Origin of the sequence: Luteolibacter rhizosphaerae, from assembly GCF_025950095.1 — a bacterium.
Taxonomy (GTDB): Bacteria; Verrucomicrobiota; Verrucomicrobiia; order Verrucomicrobiales; family Akkermansiaceae; genus Haloferula; species Haloferula rhizosphaerae.
The window spans coordinates 95,092-114,736 of record NZ_JAPDDR010000005.1 but is presented as its reverse complement, the minus strand read 5'-3'; the positions used below and the strand labels follow the sequence as shown (position 1 = coordinate 114,736).

The 19,645-nt window shown below is 63.3% G+C and carries 9 protein-coding genes; 8 read left to right on the top strand and 1 reads right to left on the bottom strand.

The annotated features are described in order from the left end of the window. Positions 1–3: 3 nt before the first annotated feature. The gene (locus tag OJ996_RS10740; protein WP_264513561.1) at positions 4–1,983 is read right to left on the bottom strand and encodes a DNA gyrase/topoisomerase IV subunit A; all 1,980 of its coding nucleotides are present in this window, start codon (positions 1,981–1,983) and stop codon (positions 4–6) included. A gap of 156 nt (positions 1,984–2,139) precedes the next feature. Here OJ996_RS10740 and OJ996_RS10735 point away from each other — a divergent pair, with 156 nt between their 5' ends. The 8 genes from OJ996_RS10735 to OJ996_RS10700 all read left to right on the top strand — a co-directional run bounded on the left by OJ996_RS10735 (position 2,140) and on the right by OJ996_RS10700 (position 19,581). Continuing rightward, positions 2,140–4,026, top strand: coding sequence for a polysaccharide lyase family protein (locus OJ996_RS10735; protein ID WP_264513560.1), 1,887 nt, complete (start codon positions 2,140–2,142; stop codon positions 4,024–4,026). 39 nt (positions 4,027–4,065) lie between these two features. Then, a complete protein-coding gene (locus tag OJ996_RS10730; protein WP_264513559.1) occupies positions 4,066–5,121 on the top strand; it encodes a pectate lyase family protein in 1,056 nt (351 codons plus the stop codon). Between the two features lie 6 nt (positions 5,122–5,127). Next, a complete protein-coding gene (locus OJ996_RS10725) occupies positions 5,128–7,770 on the top strand; it encodes a glycosyl hydrolase (RefSeq protein WP_264513558.1) in 2,643 nt (880 codons plus the stop codon). A gap of 55 nt (positions 7,771–7,825) precedes the next feature. Next, positions 7,826–8,722, top strand: a complete 897-nt coding sequence (locus OJ996_RS10720) for a dienelactone hydrolase family protein (RefSeq protein WP_264513557.1) — start codon at positions 7,826–7,828, stop codon at positions 8,720–8,722. A gap of 70 nt (positions 8,723–8,792) precedes the next feature. Continuing rightward, positions 8,793–10,994 carry a sialate O-acetylesterase gene (locus OJ996_RS10715; protein WP_264513556.1) on the top strand — a complete coding sequence of 734 codons (2,202 nt, stop codon included), beginning with the start codon at positions 8,793–8,795 and terminating at the stop codon, positions 10,992–10,994. After that, on the top strand, positions 10,991–16,072 hold the full coding sequence (locus tag OJ996_RS10710) for an autotransporter-associated beta strand repeat-containing protein (protein WP_264513555.1): 5,082 nt from the start codon (positions 10,991–10,993) through the stop codon (positions 16,070–16,072). Before OJ996_RS10715 ends, OJ996_RS10710 begins: the two co-directional genes overlap by 4 nt. Positions 16,073–16,126: 54 nt before the next feature. Further along, the gene (locus OJ996_RS10705; protein ID WP_264513554.1) at positions 16,127–18,901 is read left to right on the top strand and encodes a sensor histidine kinase; all 2,775 of its coding nucleotides are present in this window, start codon (positions 16,127–16,129) and stop codon (positions 18,899–18,901) included. 11 nt (positions 18,902–18,912) lie between these two features. Further along, on the top strand, positions 18,913–19,581 hold the full coding sequence (locus OJ996_RS10700; protein ID WP_264513553.1) for a response regulator: 669 nt from the start codon (positions 18,913–18,915) through the stop codon (positions 19,579–19,581). Positions 19,582–19,645: the final 64 nt, after the last annotated feature.

Sequence of the window (19,645 nt, the reverse complement as noted above, 5' to 3'; positions counted from 1 at the left end):
GGCTCAAGCCTCGGCCTCGGGATCGTAGTCCTTCGGCGCGCGCACGATCCGGTCGATCGGCAGCTTGGTCACGATGTTCCCGCCGCTGCTGCGGCCCTTGATCGGCACCTCGCCGAAGTTGAAGGGTCGGCTCACATTCCGCAGGCGCAGGGCCGGCTTGATGTGCACGATCAATACCTGTTCGGAGCTCTCCGCCTCGCTGCGATGAACGGCGAAATAGAAGATCCGGCTCCCGGGCGTGCCCTTGGTCAGTTCGTAGTCCTTGTCACGGGTGATCCCGCCGACCCGGAAACGCTTGGCGAGGATGGCACCTTCCTTTCCGTCCCGATAAATCAGCGAATAGATCAGGTCCTCATCCTTCTTCCAGATCGCCACACGCATCGGACGCGGGCCCACGAAGAACTTCTCCGCCACCTTCACGATCCGCATCTTGCTGTCCTGCCCGAAGATGATCACGTCATCGAGCGTGGAGCACTTCTCGACAGGCGTCTCCTTCTTGAGCCCGTAGCCAGCGAAGCCGTTCTTCTCGTCGAGATAGAGTGTCTCGGTGGCGAGGATCACCTGGCTGCGATCCACGCGATCAAAAGAAGAGATCTCCGTCTTCCGCTCACGGCCCTTGCCATACTTTTTCTTCAGGTCCTCGAACCAGCGGATGGTGTATTTGGTGAGCTGCTTGAGGTTCTTCTCGGTTTCCGCGATGTCATTCTCCAGCCCCCGGATCTCCTCGTCGGCCTTGAAGGAGTCGAACTTGGAGATCCGCTTGATCTTGATTTCGGTAAGGCGGACGATGTCCTCCTCGGTCACCTCGCGCTTGAGCAGCTTCTTGAAGGGCTTCAAGCCCTTGTCGATCGCGCCGATCACGCCTTCCCAGGTCGTCTGTTCTTCGATGTCGCGGTAGATGCGGTTCTCGATGAAGATCTTCTCCAGCGAACTGAAGTGCCACTTCTCGGCCAGCTCGGCCAAGCGGATCTCCAGCTCTTGCCGCAACAGGTCGCGGGTCTGCTCGGTATTGCGCCGCAGGATCTCGGACACCCCGAGGAACTGAGGCTTGTCATCCGCGATGACGCAGGCGTTCGAGGAGATGCTCAGCTCGCAATCCGTGAAGGCATAAAGCGCCGAACGCAGGTTCTCCGCATCCACACCGGCGGGCAGATGGACGAGAATGTCCACGTGTGCGGCGGTGTTGTCTTCGATCTTCGCGATCTTGATCTTACCCTTGTCCGCCGCCGCCACGATCGAGTCCATCAAGGCACCCGTCGTGGTCCCGAAGGGGATCTCCGTGATGCGCAGGATGCCCTTCTTCTCCGTGGAGATCCGCGCCCGGACCCGCACGCGCCCACCCCGCAGGCCGTCCCGATATTCGCTCGCATCCATGATCCCGCCTGTCGGGAAGTCGGGGAGCAGTTCGAAGGGGGCCTTCCGCAGCACCGCGATCGAGGCGTCGATCAGCTCGATGAAGTTGTGCGGCAGCATCTTGCACGCAAGACCCACCGCGATCCCCTCCACCCCTTGGGCGAGCAGGAGCGGGAACTTCACCGGGAAGGTCACCGGCTCCTTGTTCCGGCCATCATAGGACGGAGTCCACTCGGTGGTCTTCGGATTGAAAGTGATGTCGAGGGCGAACTTCGTGAGCCGCGCCTCGATGTATCGGGGTGCCGCGGCACCGTCACCGGTCAGGGTGTTGCCCCAGTTTCCCTGCGTATCAATCAGCAGTTCCTTCTGCCCGAGCTGGACCATCGCGTCGCCGATCGAGGTATCGCCGTGGGGGTGATACTTCATCGTATTCCCCACCACATTCGCCACCTTGTTGTAGCGCCCGTCGTCCAACTCCTTCATGGAGTGCAGGATACGGCGCTGGACCGGCTTCAGGCCGTCATTGAGGTGCGGCACCGCGCGCTCAAGGATGACGTAGGAGGCGTAATCGAGGAAATAGTCGGAATACATCGCCCCGAGGGAGGCGTGCTGGTCCGGGTCGTGCATCATGTCGGGCGGATCAATGGCGGGTCCGGGGGGTAGGCGCAAGACCGGATGCGGACAGGCCGCCCGGACCGGCCGGGTGGAGGGCCCTAACCCCAACGGGGAGTGGCTACAGGCTTGGTTCCAACGTAGTTTTCGACCGGCACCCCGCTTCCGATTCTATTGAAACCAGCGTTTTACTTTCGATTCCTTGCCTCTCTGAGTCTCGCTCTCACCCCTCTCGCCCGGGCGGCGGTCGAAGTGCGCGACGAAGGAAAGACCTTCCTCCTCCGAAACGGAAAGATCTCGGCCCGGGTCGACAAAGCGAAGGCGACCTTGGTCTCGCTCAAACGCGGTGATCTGGAGCTGATCCGTGGCGGGACGGGCTACTGGTCCTTCAGCGGCGGCTCCGACAAGGGCCGGATCCAAGGCTCCCCGGGATCCGGCGGCGGCAGGATCACCCTGACAGGCGGAGCGGTGGGAGAAGTCGCCATCGATTGCCTCTACGATGGAGCCCCGGGCACCCTGCCCGCGCATGTTTCCTTCCGCTACGCCCTCACCGAGTCTGCCGAAGGCGTCTACATCTACGGCATCTTCGAGCATCCCGCGGAGCTACCCGGCTTCGGCATCGGGGAGGCACGTTACGTGGTGAAGCCGGATCCGCAGGTCTTCGATTGGTTCACGGTGGATGCCCCCCGCTCGCGCCAGATGCCAACGGGTCAGGACTGGGACCGCGGCACGGAGGCGAATCTGAAAGAAGCCCGCCTCCTCACCAGCGGCATTCACAAGGGAGAGGTGGAGCACAAGTATGGCTACTCCGCCCTCTTCTCCGATTCTCCGGCCTACGGCTGGTCGTCCTCGGAAAGGAAGATCGGGCTGTGGATGGTAAACCCCTCGCTCGAATACATCGCCGGAGGACCGACCAAGCCGGAACTCACGGGACATCTCGACGTGAATCCCGGCGGTCGCCCCGTGCTGCTGAACATGTGGCACGGCAGCCATTACGGCGGAACTTCGCTGAGTGTCGCGAAGGGCGAGGATTGGTCGATGCTCGTCGGCCCCTTCCTGCTGCACACCAACCAAGGCGACAACGCCCTCGGCATGTGGCGCGACGCGATGCGAACTGCTGTCACCGAGATCAAGCAATGGCCCTATCCCTGGGTGGATAGCCCGCTCTATGCGGCGAAGGAACGCGTCGCGGTAACGGGCAAGCTGACCCTGAAAGACCCGCTCGCCGCCAACAAGCCGGGCACAATGTGGGTGGGGCTTACGGCTCCCGACTACGAAGTAAGATCACGTTCCGGCAGGGAGAAGGTAAGCTGGCAACGCAATGGCAAACATTACCAGTATTGGGCTAGGGCCGCAGCAGATGGCAGCTTCCGGATCGCCTCGGTCCGGCCCGGGACCTACACGCTTCACGCTTTTGCCGATGGAATACTCGGCGAGTTCAGCAAGGAGCAAGTGCGGGTCGAGCCCGGCAAGGCCATGAGACTCGGTGATCTCGCATGGCAGGTGGAGAGATCGGGCCCCGTGGCGTGGGAGATCGGCATCCCGGACCGCAGTGCGGCGGAGTTCCGCAACGGTGACCGCTATTGGCTCTGGGGCCATCATCTCCAGTATCGGAAAGAGTTCCCGCGAGGCGTCGATTTCACCATAGGCAAGAGCGATTGGAAAAAGGATTGGAACCTCTGCCAGCCTCTTGAGCTCGATGACAAAGGCAAGGTGCTCGGAGCCTCGACATGGAGAGTCCGCTTCGATCTCAAGGACGCGGTCGACCATCGCTTGCGGATCGCGCTCTGCGGCCATCGTGAGAATGACAAGCTCGTCATCACCGCCAACGGCCAAGCGATCGGCGACAGCGGCCGCTTGCATGAGAATGGAGTAATGCACCGGGACGGTCACCGCGGCCTGCTCACGGAACTGAGCTTCAGGATCCCGGCCGAGGTCCTGAAAAAGACCGGCAATGTCCTCGAACTCCGGCTCGAAGGCCGCGTATGGCATCAGGGACTTCTCTACGATTACCTGCGTCTGGAGCAGATCGACTCGACACGCGCGGGCGGAACCCTCTAACAGATTATCCCGGTGCGCATTCTCGTTCCCTTCTTTCTGATGATCACGCTGCTCCACGCGGGTCCGCTCGGATTCGCATCCCTGGATGGCGGCACGGACGGAGGTGGAGATCGAAAGCCCGTGCTGGTGAAGACCGCGGAGGAGCTACGGAGCGCTGTCGAGCGCTTGGATCAACCGAAAGAGCGGAGAGACTCCACACCACGGGTGATCCGGCTGTCCGGAGATATCGATCTCGGTGAGCTGGCGAACGAGAAGTCGGGCAAGGTCCTGACGAAGGTGGGCGTTATTCGCCCGCGTTCGCACACCACCTTGGAAGGTCCTCCCGGCGGGGCCACCTTGCGCGGCGGGACCATCGAGCTGAAGGGCGTGGAGAACCTCATCATCCGCAACCTCCGCTTCCGCGACCTTTGGGAAGAAGATCCATCCGGCGAATACGATGAAATGGGCTGGGACTACATCCGCATCAGCTCCGCCGGGAAAAAGGGCTCGCGACGCGTGTGGGTGGACCACTGCGATTTCGGCAAGGTCTACGATGGGCAACTCGACATCATCCACGGCTCGGACTTGGTGACCATCTCGCACTGTATTTTATCCGGCGGCGGGCAGACACAGAAGAAGGGCATGCTGATCGGGAACTCCTCATCGGAGAACGCCAGGGCTCAGGACAAGGGCCACTTGAATGTCACCATTCACGATTGTTGGTTCAAGGAGCTATCTTCACGCGCACCCCGGCTCAGACACGGGAATCTCCATTTCTTCAACAACCTCGTCGAACACGTCGGCACCGCCACCATCTCGGTCTGCGGTGCCGCCACTTTGGTTGAGGGCTGCGTCTACCGGGATTGCAAGGTAGCGGTGAGCAACTCCCACGCGGACGACTCGAAGGAAAACAACCGCGGCGGCATCACCCGTGTCGTCGACTCCCTGAGCCTCGGCAAGAAGCCCGGCCCGATGGCGGATGATAACACCGGCTTCCGCTTCAATTCGGTCGGGGGATTCGAATGGAATGATCCGCTGAAGCTCCCCTACCCTTACCAAGCCAAACCCGCCGCCGAAGTGGAAGTATCGATCCAGCGGGATGCCGGTCCGAAGTAGTTCGCCATGATAAAGCCCACTTTGCTTCTCGCTCTCCTCGTCGCCCCCTTGGCAAGCGCCGATGACACCGCATGGCCAGCCGTGACGAGGGAGGCGAAACCCTGGACCCGCTGGTGGTGGCTTGGCAGCGGCGTGGATGCCCCCGGCTTGAGCAAGCAGCTCGAAGACTTCTCGAAGGCTGGGCTCGGAGGCGTGGAGATCTGCCCGATCTATGGCGCCAAGGGCTACGAGAAACGCGACCTTCCCTTCCTCTCCGAAGCATGGACCCGCGCCTATGCCCACGCCGCATCGGAAGCCGATCGACTGGACCTCGGCCTCGATCTCACCACCGGAACCGGCTGGCCCTTCGGCGGACCTTGGGTGGGCGAAGACCTTGCCTCGGCTTCCCTCATCGACGTGAAGATCACAGTCACGGATGGGAAGCAGGTGGAACTCCCCCTCCCGAAAGGCCGGGTGGAAGTGTTGAAGGCATGGCCGGAGTCCGGCGAACCGCTCGACCTCTCCGACAAGATCACCGGCGACCGCCTGCTCTGGACACCTCCCGCGGGCAAGTGGTCGATCCATGGCTGGATCTCGAAGCACGGCATCCAGAAGGTGAAGCGCTCCGCACCGGGAGGAGCCGGATTGGTCCTCGATCCCTTCTCCACAAGTTCGATGGAAGCCTATCTGAAGGCCTTCGACACCGCTCTGGATCGTCCCGATATTCCGGAGCCACGCGCGCATTTTCACGACTCCTTCGAATACTACGGCGCGGCCTGGACCGATGATCTCCTCGCGCGCTTCCAAGAACTCCAGGGATACGACCTGCGCTCGCAGCTACCCGCACTCCAAGGCGAGGGAGATCCCGATACGATAGCACGGGTCCGCGCCGACTATCGCGAAACCATGAGCGACCTGCATCGTGGTTATCTGGCGAAGTGGCACGACTGGGCGAAGGACCGGGGCAGCCTTACCCGCAATCAAGCACACGGCTCTCCGGGCAATCTGTTAGATCACTACGCCGTGGCCGACATCCCGGAAACGGAGATTTTTCGCCACGTCGATGAAGCTCAGATCCCGATGCTTCAATTTGCCTCTTCCGCGGCGCATCTGAGTGGCAAGAATCTCGTCTCCGCCGAGACCTTCACTTGGCTCGACGAGCACTTCCGGGTAACTCCCGCAAAGCTTAAGGAAGCCGCCGACTTCGTGTGGCTGGGTGGGGTGAACCACATCTTCTTCCACGGCATTCCCTACTCGCCTCAGGATGCCGGCTGGCCCGGCTGGCTCTTCTACGCCTCCACCCACATGGGCCCGAATGGCGGTTTGTGGAGGGAGATGCCCGCCTTCACCTCTTACATCGCGCGCTGCCAGGCAATGCTGCAATCCGGCACGCCGGACGCCGAGGTGCTGCTCTACTTCCCCATGCACGATCTGTGGCACGATGGCGCCGCGGGCCTGCCGCTCTTCACCGTGCACAATCAGGACAAGTGGCTCCACCCCTCGTCCTTCTACCGTGCGGCCATGGCCATGTGGCAGCAGGGCATCCCGTGTGACTTCGTCTCCGATCGTCTCCTCTCCGGAGCCAAGGTAGAAGGCGGCAGCATCCGCATGGGCACAGGCAGCTACAAGACCCTGCTGATTCCGGAAACGCGCTTCATGAGTGCGGCGACCGCCAGGCATCTACTCGACCTCGCAGGAAAGGGCGCCCGCATCGGCATCCTCGGTGATCCGCCGCAGGAGTCTCCCGGCTTCCACGGCAAGGGTGAGGGCAGCCGCGAGCTCACCGCACTCTTCGCCCCTTATGCGAACAACACCGATTCAGCGGTAGGCGCAAGCTTCATCTCGCGTGGCGACCTCGCCCGCCTTCTGGATGGCGCCGCAGTGAAAGTCGAGCCGATGGCCGGGAAGAAACTCCGCTTCGTGCGACGCAAGCATGAGGACGGTTGGAGCTACTTCATCGTGAACTCATCCGGCGCGGACATCGACACCAAGCTCACTCTGGCGACCCCTTGCCAGTCAGCCACCATGTTCGACCCGATGCGCGGGAACAGCGGAATAACCTCCACGGAAGGCGGGATCAGACTCGTCCTCGCGGCGGGAGAGTCACGAATCCTGCGAACCTACCGCGCCAAGCAAGCCGAAGGCCCCTCGTGGCTCGACCGGGAAGTTCAGGGCGAGGCGATCACTCTCGCTGGCGACTGGCAGATCGAGTTCATCGAAGGCGGCCCCGAGCTCCCAGCCGCCTATCACAGCAAGGAACTCTCCTCATGGGCCAAGCGCGAGGGCGATGCTTACCGGAACTTCTCCGGAACCGCCCGTTACCGCTTGGAGTTCGATTGGAATGGTGAGTCCCCCGCCCTGCTCGATCTTGGCGCGATCGCCCACACTGCGCGCGTAACTCTTAACCGGACATCGCTCGGCTCCTGCTGGGCTCCCCCGCACCGCTTGATGACAGGCGATGCGCTGAAACCGGGGAAGAACCTTCTGGAGATCGAAGTGACGAACCTCGCGGCGAACCGCATCGCCGACCTCGACCGCCGGAAGGTCTCATGGAAATCCTTCCACGAGATCAACTTCGTCAACATCCACTACAAGCCCTTCGATGCGGCCGGATGGACCTCCATGGATTCAGGCCTACTCGGTCCCGTGAAGCTCATCCCCCTTCGCTAGGGCGCGATGACAGGGACTACAGCAACTTTCCCCGCACCGACACGGTTCTATCGGGATGGACCGGAAAACCGCACAAGATTTCCCGCAGGAGCTGCTCGATCTATACGATGAATACGTGCACGGCCAGGTCGGCCGCCGCGGCTTTCTCGACCGCGCCTCGCGCTTCGCTGTCGGCGGGGTGACGGCTGCCGGGCTTCTCGCCGCCCTGAGCCCGAAGTATGCCCTCGCCGAGCAGGTCGCAAAGGAAGACGAACGGATCAAGGTCTCCTACGAAACCTACGATTCGCCCGCAGGCGGCGGCAAGATCAAGGGCTACCTCGCCCGCCCTGCGAAGGCGGAGGGCAAACTGCCCGGCGTGATCGTCATCCACGAGAACCGCGGCCTGAATCCCTACATCGAGGATGTGACCCGCCGCCTCGCCGTGGACGGCTTCGTCGCGTTCGCGCCGGACGCACTTACCCCGCTCGGCGGCTATCCCGGCAACGACGACGAAGGACGCACCCTGCAAGCCCAGCGCAAGAAGGAAGAGATGGAGGAGGACTTCATCGCCGCCACCAAGTGGCTGCATGCCCACGAGTTCTGCAATGGCAAGGTCGGCGCGGTCGGCTTCTGCTTCGGCGGCGGGATGGCGAATACCTTGGCAGTCCGTCTCCCTGATATCGTCAAGGCTGCCGTCCCTTTCTACGGTGGTCAGCCCGCTGCCGATGATGTCCCTAAAATCAAAGCAGCCCTCCTTCTCCAGTATGCGGAGAACGACCAGCGCGTGAATGCCGGATGGCCCGCCTATGAGGAAGCCCTGAAGAAAGCCGGAGTGAAGTATGAGGCCTTCATTTACCCCGGCGTAAATCACGGCTTTCACAACGACACCACCCCTCGCTACGACGAAGCCGCCGCCAAGCTGGCATGGCAGCGCACGATCGATTTTTTCAAGAAAGAGCTAGGGGCGAAATAGGGTGCCGGTCGTCGTCTTTACCCCAAGCGGGTAAGCGACAAAAATGCCCGGCAGATTCATAGTACCGGGCATGCGTAGTCTTTTCCTGCTTTCCCTCTTCAGTTGGCTGATCGCAGCTCTGGGGGCAAAGCCGACCCTCTTCATCATCGGCGATTCCACCGTCCGCAATCAGACCACCGGTCAGGAGGGCTGGGGCGATCCCTTGGTCGCGGAGTTCGATCCTGCCAAGATCGAGGTGATCAATCGCGCGATCGGCGGTCGCAGTAGCCGCACCTTCCTTACCGAAGGCCGCTGGGACGCCGTGATGGCAAACCTGAAATCGGGTGACTTCGTGCTGATGCAATTCGGCCACAACGACGGCGGACCGATCAATGACGAGCGCTGTCGGGCCTCGATCAAGGGAGCCGGCGAGGAGACCGAAGAAATCATCCGCTCCACCGATGGCAAGCCGGAGACCGTTCACAGCTATGGCTGGTATCTGCGGAAATACGTCGCGGACGCGAAGTCGAAGGGCGCCACCCCAATCGTCGTCTCCCCTATCCCCCGGAATCTTTGGAAGGATGGCAAGGTTGGTCGCTCCCAAGACAGCTATGCAGGCTGGGCTCGCATCGCCGCCGAACAAGCGGGAGCCGCCTTCATCGACTTCAACTCCCTGCTCGCCGACCGTTACGAAGCGATCGGCCCCGAACAAACCGCGACTCTCTTCGCCGGAAGCGACCACACGCACACCAGTCATGCCGGCGCTGAATTCAACGCCGCGGAACTGGCCAAAGCCCTGCGCACCACCGGGCTTGGCCCCTCTCTCCTGCCCGCCAACCTCTGGCTACCGAGGATCTTCTCCCGCCACATGGTGCTCCAGCGCGACTCCGCCAATCCCATCTGGGGCCGCACCGCACCCGGCGCCGAAGTGAGAGCCTCGATCGCCGGGAAATCCACGAGCACCAAGGCAAACCAAGAAGGCCACTTTCGCTTGGAACTCCCCGCGCTCCCCGCCGGAGGACCGCATGTGCTGGAGGTGACGGCGGGGGTCCCCAAGCGCTTCGACGACGTGTATGTAGGAGAGGTCTGGCTTTGCTCCGGCCAGTCGAACATGGACTTCACCGTGGCAAAGACGGAGAAGCGCTACTTCTCCGGAACCACCAATTGGGAGGACGAAGTAGCCCAAGCAGATCACCCGCAGATTCGGATGTTCACCGCCGAGTGGACGATGCGCGAAGATCCCCAGCGCGAGATCGAAGGAGAGTGGAAACCATGCTCCCCGCAAACCGTCGGCGACTTCTCCGCTGCAGCCTACTTCTTCGCCCGCGAGCTCCAGTCCACGCTCAAGGTCCCCGTGGGTCTCATCACCTGCGCCTACGGAGCCAGCACCGCGGAGGCATGGATCAGCGATCCGAAACTGCGCGAGGAGAGCAGCCTCAAGCCTCTGCTGGATGCCTTCGGCAAAAAGTTCATCGCCTATCGCGACGATCCGAAAGCCTTCGAGAAATACGGCAGTTCGCAGGCGAAGTGGTTGGACTCCGGCAAGAAAGGCCGTGCACCGAAGCACCCCGACCCGCTACAGGACCAGCACAATCCCGCCGTGCTCTACAACGGCATGATTGCACCCGTCGTGGGCTATGGCATGCGCGGTGCCATTTGGTATCAGGGTGAGTCGAATGGCGGCACCCGCAAACTCTACCCTGTACTGCAGAGAAACCTGATCGAAGACTGGCGCACTCGCTGGAATCGCGGCGATTTCCCCTTCTACTTCGTCCAGCTTGCCGCGCACAATGCCCCGCCTTCCGCTCCGGGAGACAGCCGCCTCGCCAGCATGCGCGAGGCTCAGGCTACCTCGCTCGCCTTGCCGAACACCGGCATGGCCGTGACCATCGACATCGGCGACGAAAAGGACGTCCATCCGCGCAACAAGCAGGATGTCGGCAAGCGCCTCGCCCTTCTCGCGCTGGGCGGAACCTATGGCCAACAGCTTGAGCCCTGCGGTCCCGTCTTCAAGATGGCCGAGATCGAGGACGGCCGCGTGCGCCTTCACTTCGATCACATCGGCGGAGGCCTCGTGGCGAAGGATGGGCCGCTCAAACAATTCGCCATCGCGGGCGATGACCGCAAGTTCGTCTGGGCCGATGCCGAGATCGATGGCGAGATGGTAGTCGTCCACAGCGCCGCCGTCCCACGCCCTGCCTACGTGCGCTATGCCTGGGCCGACAATCCCGTCGGCGCGAATCTCTACAACTCCGCGGACCTCCCCGCCGCCCCCTTCCGCACCGATCCGTGAAGTCTCTCCTCTTTCTTCTCCTTGCCCTCACTGCGGCTGCCCAAATCCCCGCATTCCCCGGTGCCGAAGGCTACGGGGCCTATGCCAAGGGCGGGCGCGGCACCACCTCGGGAACCGGAACCGGGGATGTCTACATCGTCACGAACCTGAACAGCAGCGGCGCCGGATCGCTTGCCGAGGGCATCGCCACCGCGCCCTCCGGCGGTCGTACCATCGTCTTCGCGGTCAGCGGATACATTCACGTGCCGGGATCGAACCTGCGGATCACGCAGAACAAGATCACCATCGCCGGCCAAACCGCGCCGGGCGATGGCATCGGGCTGAGAAACGGCACCTTCCGGATCTCCGCGGATGACATCGTGATCCGCCATCTGCGCTTCCGCCACGGCAAGAACGGCTCCGGCGGCGATTGCATCGACCTCGATAGCGGCTGCCAGAACGCGATCCTCGACCATATCTCGATGGCCTTCAGCACGGACGAGAACATCTCGTCCTTCGGCAGCCCGCCGGAGAATCTCACCATGCAGTGGGCGCTGAATGCATGGGGCCTGGAGAGCCACTCCTGCGGCGGACTCTGGGACCAGAACCACGCCACCTGCCATCACACCCTCTGGGCCCACAATCACACCCGCAACCCGAAGGCACGACCCGCCGGGCTGTTAGAGTGGGTGAACAATGTCACCTTCGACTGGGACATCGGCTTCATCATGGGTGACTCCCAGACTCCCGCCGGATGGAAGTCGAACGTCGTCGGGAACTACTTCATCTGCCCGCCGGGGAATATCAGGAATACGCCGTTGGAGAAGGCCAGCCTCGATCGCAACGGCTATCCGAACTTCTCGGTCCACGTCGCGAACAACCTCCACGACCGCGATGGCGACGGCCTCCTCAATGGCACCGACCGCGGCTACAGCATCGTCGGTGGATCGGCCTACAACGCCGCAACCAACCCGACCGGCAACTACATCCAGCTCGCTTCGCCTTACGCGAATACCGGCTCGCTCACCGTCACCACGGATCCCGCGCTGCTCGCCTACAAGAAGATCCTCTCGAATGCCGGACCACTCCGCCTGGATGCCTCACACCCCGGCCCGCTCCGCGATGAGGTGGACACGCGCCTCCTCCAGAACCTCGCGAACCAGACCGCGAATCATATCACCCGTGAAAGCGATCTCGCCGGTGTAAGCAACAGCGGTTTCGGAACCCTCGCTTCCGCCACCGCTCCGATCGACACCGACCGCGACGCCATGCCGGATGCCTACGAGACCGCGCTCGGCTGGAATCCCGCGACCCAGGACCACAACACCACCGTCAGCGGCACCACCTACTTTCCGGCAGGCAGCGCGAGCGGATACACGCGGCTAGAGGAATACCTCCACTTCAAGGCGGTGCCCCACGCATTCGTCGTAAAGAGCGGCTCCCTCATCGTCGATCTCTCGCGCTACACCGCCGGCTTCACCAATGCTCCAGCCTTCACCCTCACCGGCATTGGCGGCGGTAGTGCCACCCAAAGCGGCCCGGGCAACCGCATCGTAACCTTTAACACCCAAGCCAGTGCCGGACGCGGTGGCTTCCTCTTCACCGTGACCGATACGGAGGGCAGCACTTGGACCCAGCAGTTCCTCATCTGCGTCACCAACAACAGCGCCCCTGCCGATCTCGATTGGCGCGGCACAGCCGGCGATTGGGACACGACTTCGAACAACTGGCTGAACGACGGCACCCCCGTCGCCTTCACCAGCGGAGATCGCGTCCGCTTCGGCGACACCGGCTCCGCATCGCCCGCGATCAATCTCCCCGCCGCAGTCCTCGCCACCACCGTCGAGGTCGACTCCTCCGCGAACTATAGTTTCAACGGCGCCGGTGCCATCAGCACCACCAATGCACTCACCAAGCGCGGCAGCGGCAATCTCACCATCAATAACACCGGCACCAACAGCTTCAACAGCGTCTCCATCGAGCAAGGCACCCTCGCCCTGAATACCGCCGCTGCCGCAGGCACCGCGAAGATCTCCCTGAACGGCGGCTCACTCGCCCTCGCCCCTCCCTCTAACAGTACTCTCGGCAACCTCCTCGAGTTCAACCAGCCCGCCACCATCACGATTGGCTCGCAGCACGCGATCGGCGGCAGCTGGACCGGCACACAGCCACTCACGCTCCATGCAACCGCCAACCAACTCTGGACCATCGGCGGCACTTGGTCCGGCTTCACCGGGCGGATCGTGGCAGGCAGCGGCAATCCCCGCATCCGTCTCAATGGCAACTCGAACCTGAACTTCGGCAGCGCCGCCGTTGCCGTCGATCTCGGCAGCGGCACCTCGCAGCTGATGAACCGCAATGGTAGCGCGACCACACCCTTCGAGATCGGCGAACTCACCTCCACCAGCAGTGGCACCACCCTGAGCGGCACCCAGACCGGCACCGTCGTCAGCACTTACAACATCGGCGGCCTCAACACCACCGCCACCTTCGCCGGTGCCATCGTCAATGGCGGCGGAGCAACCAACCTGAACAAGGTCGGCAGCGGCACCTGGACCCTCACCGGCTCCAGCACCTACAGCGGTATCACCGGCGTGAATGCAGGCACGCTCCGGGTGAATGGCACCTTGGGCAATACCGCCACCACCGTCGCTAATGGCGCAATCCTCGGTGGCAGCGGCAGCATCGGCGGACTCGTCACCGCCGCCTCCGGAAGCACCCTCGACCCCGGCCCTTCCCAAGGACACGCAGGCACTCTCAGTACGGGCGCAGGCCTCACCCTGAACGGCACCAGCAACATCCGCTATGATCTCTCGGGCTCCCCCGCCGGAGCCAACGACCGGATCAACGTGAGCAGCGGCACCCTCACGCTCTCCGGTGCCACCGTGAATCTCCACGTCAGCGCGACCGAGGGCGTGCTCGGCAATGGCACCTACCCCCTCATCGACGGCGCAGCGACCATGGCCGCGAATCCGGCACCCGCCCTCAATCTCGTCGGCCTCCCTCCCGGCTCCCGCCAGACCTTCGCCGTCCAGCGCCAATCCAGCGGCGGCAGTCCCGCCTTCGTGAATCTCGTGGTCAGCGGCACCCCACCGGCCTCGCTCGTCTGGAGCGGCACCGCGGGTGGTGGACTTTGGGATCTCGATACCACCGCCAACTTCACCAGCGGCCCCACGCCCACCTTCTTCAACCTCGATGCCGTCATCTTCGACGACAGCTCCCCGGTCGGCACCGTCATGCTCAACGGCACCCTCCAGCCCCGCGCGATCACCATCTCTAACAGCACTCGCGCCTACACCTTCGACGGCATCGGCATGATCGCCGGCAGCACCTCGCTCGTGAAAACCGGCAACGGTTTGCTCACGCTCCTTCCTGACATCTTGAGCCTTAGCAGCACCACCACCTCGGGAAGCAATCAGGTAACGGTAACGGATGCCGCAAGCCTCGCACCGGGCATGGTCGTCATGGGCGGTGGTTTCCCCTACGGCACCACCATCACCGGCATCTCGGGCAATACCCTCACCATGTCCGCCACCACCGCCACGGCGGCCACTGCTACACTCACCTACCACACCCGCCATAGCTACAGCGGCGGCACCTCCATCGCTATCGGCAGCACCATCCAGCTCGGCAACGAAGCCGCGAACCGCTGGGGCCTCGGCACTGGCGCGGTGACCTTCCTTGGCGGCACCCTCAGGATGCACGATTCCGGCACCGGCCTGCCCGGCGCAGGCGATCTCCCGAATGCACTCATCGTTCCCGCGGGCCAGAGCGGCACCCTGCACAGCCCGCAGCGCGGCTCGCTGAGCGGCACCCTCAGCGGGGCCGGCACACTCAATCTCGTCGTCAGCTACGTTCGCGGCGACTTCTATGGAGATTGGTCCGCATTCACCGGCCAGCTCAATGTCAGTTCCGCGACCGGCAGTGAATTCCGTATGGCGGAGAACTACACTCCCGATGGCTTCCCGAATGCCTCGCTGTATCTGGGAGCAAGCGTCGCGATGAAGCACACCGGCATCCTCAATCAAGGCGCGGGCACTTCCATCCGCATCGGCCAACTCTCGGGTGCTTCAGGTTCCACCCTCTTGGGCGGCGTCACCGGCGGACGTGCACTTACCTATCTGATCGGAGCGAAAGGTGGCTCCACGACCTTCGCCGGAACCATCGCCGAGCAGATCCCTGGCTCCACACTCACCAATATCGTCAAGCAAGGCTCCGGCACCTGGACCCTCAGCGGCACCGGTGTCTGGGCAGGCGGCACCACGGTGGAGCAAGGCACCTTGGAAATCACCGGCAGTGTCACCAGCAATAGCGCCGTGAATGTCGCATCGGCGGCCTTCCTGAAGATCAGCGGCGGAAGCCTCGCCACCGATGTTGTCTCGCTCGACTCCGGTGCATCCATGACAGCCTACGGAACACTCTCCGCGGATCTCAACGTCAACGGCACCCTCGAAGGTCGCGGCTTCGCGAGCGGTCCCTCCGGCACTCTCGCAGTTCACGGCAGCGCCTTTCTCGGTGCCGGTTCCCTCACCAAGCTACGCTCCACCGATCTGCTCGCCGTCTCCGGCGATCTCGCTCTCGGCGGCACCATCCAGATCGCCCTCGCACCCGGCACCGGATTCGGTCGCTACCCCCTCATCAGCTACGGTGGCACCTTGAGCGGCAGCGCATCCCTCATTGGCATTCCCTCCGGCACCACCGCCCATCTCTCGACCCTTATGCCCGGCCAAGTGGTCCTCGTGATCGATGACAGTGACGAAGACGGTCTGCCGGATTCTTGGGAACTCTCCTCTTTCGGCAATCTCGCTCAAGCATCAACCGATGATACCGATCTCGATGGCAGCTCGAACCTCGTCGAATGGCGTCTCGGCCTCGATCCCGCCCACGGAGGCAGCGCCTTCCGGACCAGCGTGAGCGGCCGCACCCTCGTCTGGCCCAGCGCACCCGGTGTGGTCTTCACCGTGAAACGTCGCCTCGCCCTCGGAAGCGGCACATGGGAGCCCATCGGCACGGTCACGGGTGGCATCGGCAGCACCGCCAGCTTCACGGATCCTGCCTCCTTCAGCCGCGCCTTCTACCGCGTCGAGTTTACTCCTTAGCAGCTTCGAGTGCTTTCCTCGACAAGTTCCGTAGCCCCGGTGCAAGCTGTTCCCGTGCGTCTCTATCTCCTCGTCTTGCTTCTCTTGCTGCGCGTCTCCATCGCGCAGGGTGAGAGCCGCTTGCTGGTGAGACAGTGGCAGTCCGAGGACGGCCTGCCGGGAAACGTCGTCCGTTCCGTGATCCAGTCCCGCGATGGCTACCTCTGGGTCGCGACGGCGGAGGGAGTCGCGCGCTTCGACGGCATCGAGTTCGAGCCGATCGAACTCGATGGCCGGCAGCGCCGCAGCCGCTTCGCCTTCTGGCGCCTCTACACCAGCGGGAAGAACGACGTATGGGTGGCCACCTTCCAGGGCGGGCTCTTCCTGATCCGTGATGGGAAGTTCGAGCGCGTCTTGCCGGATGCCATCAAACCCCGCCCCCCTCTCGTCACGCAACTGCTGGAGACGAAGCAAGGCGAGATCCACATCAAGCGCGGCGAGGAATTCCACCGCATCGAGAACGGCATCGCCATCGAAGTTGCCCAGCCTGCCGACGCCATCATTGAAAGCTTTCACCGGGACTTCGCGGACCAAGCACGGAAAGGCAGGCGCGAGGAACCCGCCGCCACACCACGCCTGGAGGACCGCGACGGAGGCACTTGGGCGGAAGCAAGTTCGGGCGGGCTGGAACTGAAAGCCTCCGATGGCACCGTTCTGCCGGTGTTGCTTCCGGGCGCAGGTTCACCCGTAGCGGCGAATGAACTGTTAGAGGACCGGGAAGGAAATGTCTGGGTCGCTTCTCCGATCAATGGCCTGATCCGTGTGAAGACTAGCCGGGTCGAAGTCCTGGACAAGACCGGCGGACTCTCGGACAACGCGATCTTCGCGGTGATGCAGGCCAGCTCCGGTGAGTGGTGGCTCGCGAACCGCAGCGGCGGCATCACGCGCTGGACTCCGCAAGGATCCGAGCAGATCGATCTCGTGCCCGGCGGCTACCACCGCGCCATCGGCACCTTGTTTGAAGACCGCGATCGCACCCTGTGGGCCGCAGCCCGCGAAGGCAGCGTCTTCACTGGCAAGGACGGCGTGTTCAAGACCCCCTTCGCCAAGACCCAAGTCCCATCGAAGGTCAGGACCATCCATCAGGATTCATCGGGCACCCTCTGGTTCGGCGGTTCCCAAGGCTTGGCCTCGCTCAAGGACGATCAGGTCCAACAGCACGCTGCCACCGCGAACATTCCCGAGCCCGACATCACCGTAATCGGGAATGGCGGCAAGAGTGGCATCGTCTTTGGGACTGCGGATGGACAAGTCCTCCTCGGCAGCCCGGGACGCTTCAGGCCGCTCGGGGCAAGCAGCGATCTCCAGCACCGCTGGATCTCCGGCATCCACCTCGCGGCGGAGAACGAGGTCTGGGCCAGCACCCTCGGCAGCGGACTCTTCCTCTGGAATGGCAAGCGCTGGCACTCCTTCGGCTCCGGCGAGGGCCTTCCTGACGAACGTCTCACCTGCCTGCTCGACGACGGCCGCGGGCAGTTCTGGTTCGGCTCGCTCGGTGGCATCCTCCGCGCCAACCGGAAGGAACTCCTCCAGCGAATCAAAGACCCCGAAGCCCCGCTCCATTGGCTCAGGCTCGATCGTTCCGATGGCCTGCCATCGCGCGAATGCATCGGCGGCTATCAGCCCGCCGGATGGAAGGCCAGCGACGGTCGACTCTGGTTCCCGACCGGCAACGGCATCGTCCGCGTCCGCCCCGAACTCGTCGAGATCAACAAGGTCGCCCCGCCCGTCTACCTGCGATCCATCCGCGTGAATGGCATGCAGCACGATGCAACCGGCGGCAACATCGAAGCCGGCCCCGGCCGCTCCCGGGTGGAGTTCCGCTTCGTCGGTCTCGGCTACAGCGCCCCTGAGAAGATCACCTACCGCGCCCGCATGAGCGGCCTCGACGATGTCTGGCGCGAGCTTGGCACCCAGCGCATCGCCGCCTTCGAAGCCGTGCCTCCGGGCCGCTACACCTTCGAGGTCATGGCCGTGAATGGAGACGGCATTCGCAGCGACCGCATCGCCAGCGTGAAGATCGTGATTCGTCCCCATTTTTGGGAAACGGCATGGTTCCTCATCTCGGCCAGCCTCTGCGTCCTCCTCGTCGCCGCCGCTGCCGGATGGCTCTTGGCACGCCGCAAGATGAAGCGCCGCATCGAGAAGCTCAGGATCCGCAATGCCCGCGAGGCCGAGCGCTCCCGCATCGCGCGCGATCTTCACGATGACCTCGGCGCGAGCCTCACCGAGATCTCCATCCTCGCCGCGCTCGCCGCGGAGGACGCCACCGGCAGCCCTTTCCACCCGCCGCTCGACCAACTCTCATCGAAAGCGAAAGGTGTCGTCGGCGCTCTCGACGAGATCGTCTGGGCCGTGAATCCGCGTGAGGACACCCTGCGCTCGCTGGTCGAGTACATCGCCGCCTTCGCCCGCGAGTTCCTCGATATCGCCCGCATCCCGCTCCGCAGCGAGGTCATGCGCGAGATCCCGGATCGTCCCCTCGCTACGACCGAACGCCACAGCATTTTCCTCGCCGCACGCGAAGCGCTCAACAATGTCGTGAAGCACTCCGCCTCCACCGAGGTGAAGCTCAAGATCGTCTTGGAGAACGACACCCTGGGGATCCATATCGAGGACAATGGCAAGGGCTTCCACCTCGACTACGCCCGCGGGGGCGATGGCCTCGGCAATCTTGAACGCCGCATGGCCGAAGCCGGTGGCACCTGCCACATCGAAACCGCCAAGGGCCGCGGCACCACGGTCATCCTCAACGTCCCGCTGCTTGATAGACCCGGCGGCGAATCCTAGTCTTACTCACCATGCCCAAGGAACCCGCCACCGATGTAGCCATCGTGGAAGACAACGCCGCGCTTGGCTCGAGCCTCCGCAAGATCGTCGAATCCGCGCCCGACTGCCGCTGCGTCGGAGTCTGGACCACGGCCGAGGATGCCTTGAAGAAGATCGATGCCTTCCGCCCGCACGTGGTGCTCATGGACATCAATCTTCCCGGCATGTCCGGTATCGAGGCCACCGCCCGCGTGAAGCAGCATCTCCCGGACATCCAGGTCATCATGGTCACGGTCTATCGCGATCACGACAAGATCTTCGCCGCCCTGAAGGCCGGTGCCTCCGGCTATCTCCTCAAACGCTCTACTCCTTCCGATGTGCGAGATGCCATCCGCGATGTCCGTTCCGGCGGTGCTCCGATGAGTGCCGAGATCGCGCGCCGCGTCGTCGAGGCCTTCCACCAACCGGCGAAGCCCGAGCAATCCAGCGATGACCTCAAGCTCTCGAAGCGCGAGACCGAGATCCTCGAACTGCTCTGCGAAGGCCTCGCCAACAAGGAGATCGCGGACCGTCTCAATATCTCCGTGGAGACCGTCCGCGTGCACCTCAAGCACGTCTACGAGAAGCTCCATGTCCGCTCTCGCACGGAGGCCGCCATGAAGTTCCGCGACTCCAAGGAGGAGCCGCGCTTCCCTATCTAGCCCCACGCGGGAGTCATACCCCCCTTGGGGTAATCGACGCTTTCTCGTCCGTCATGGATAACGA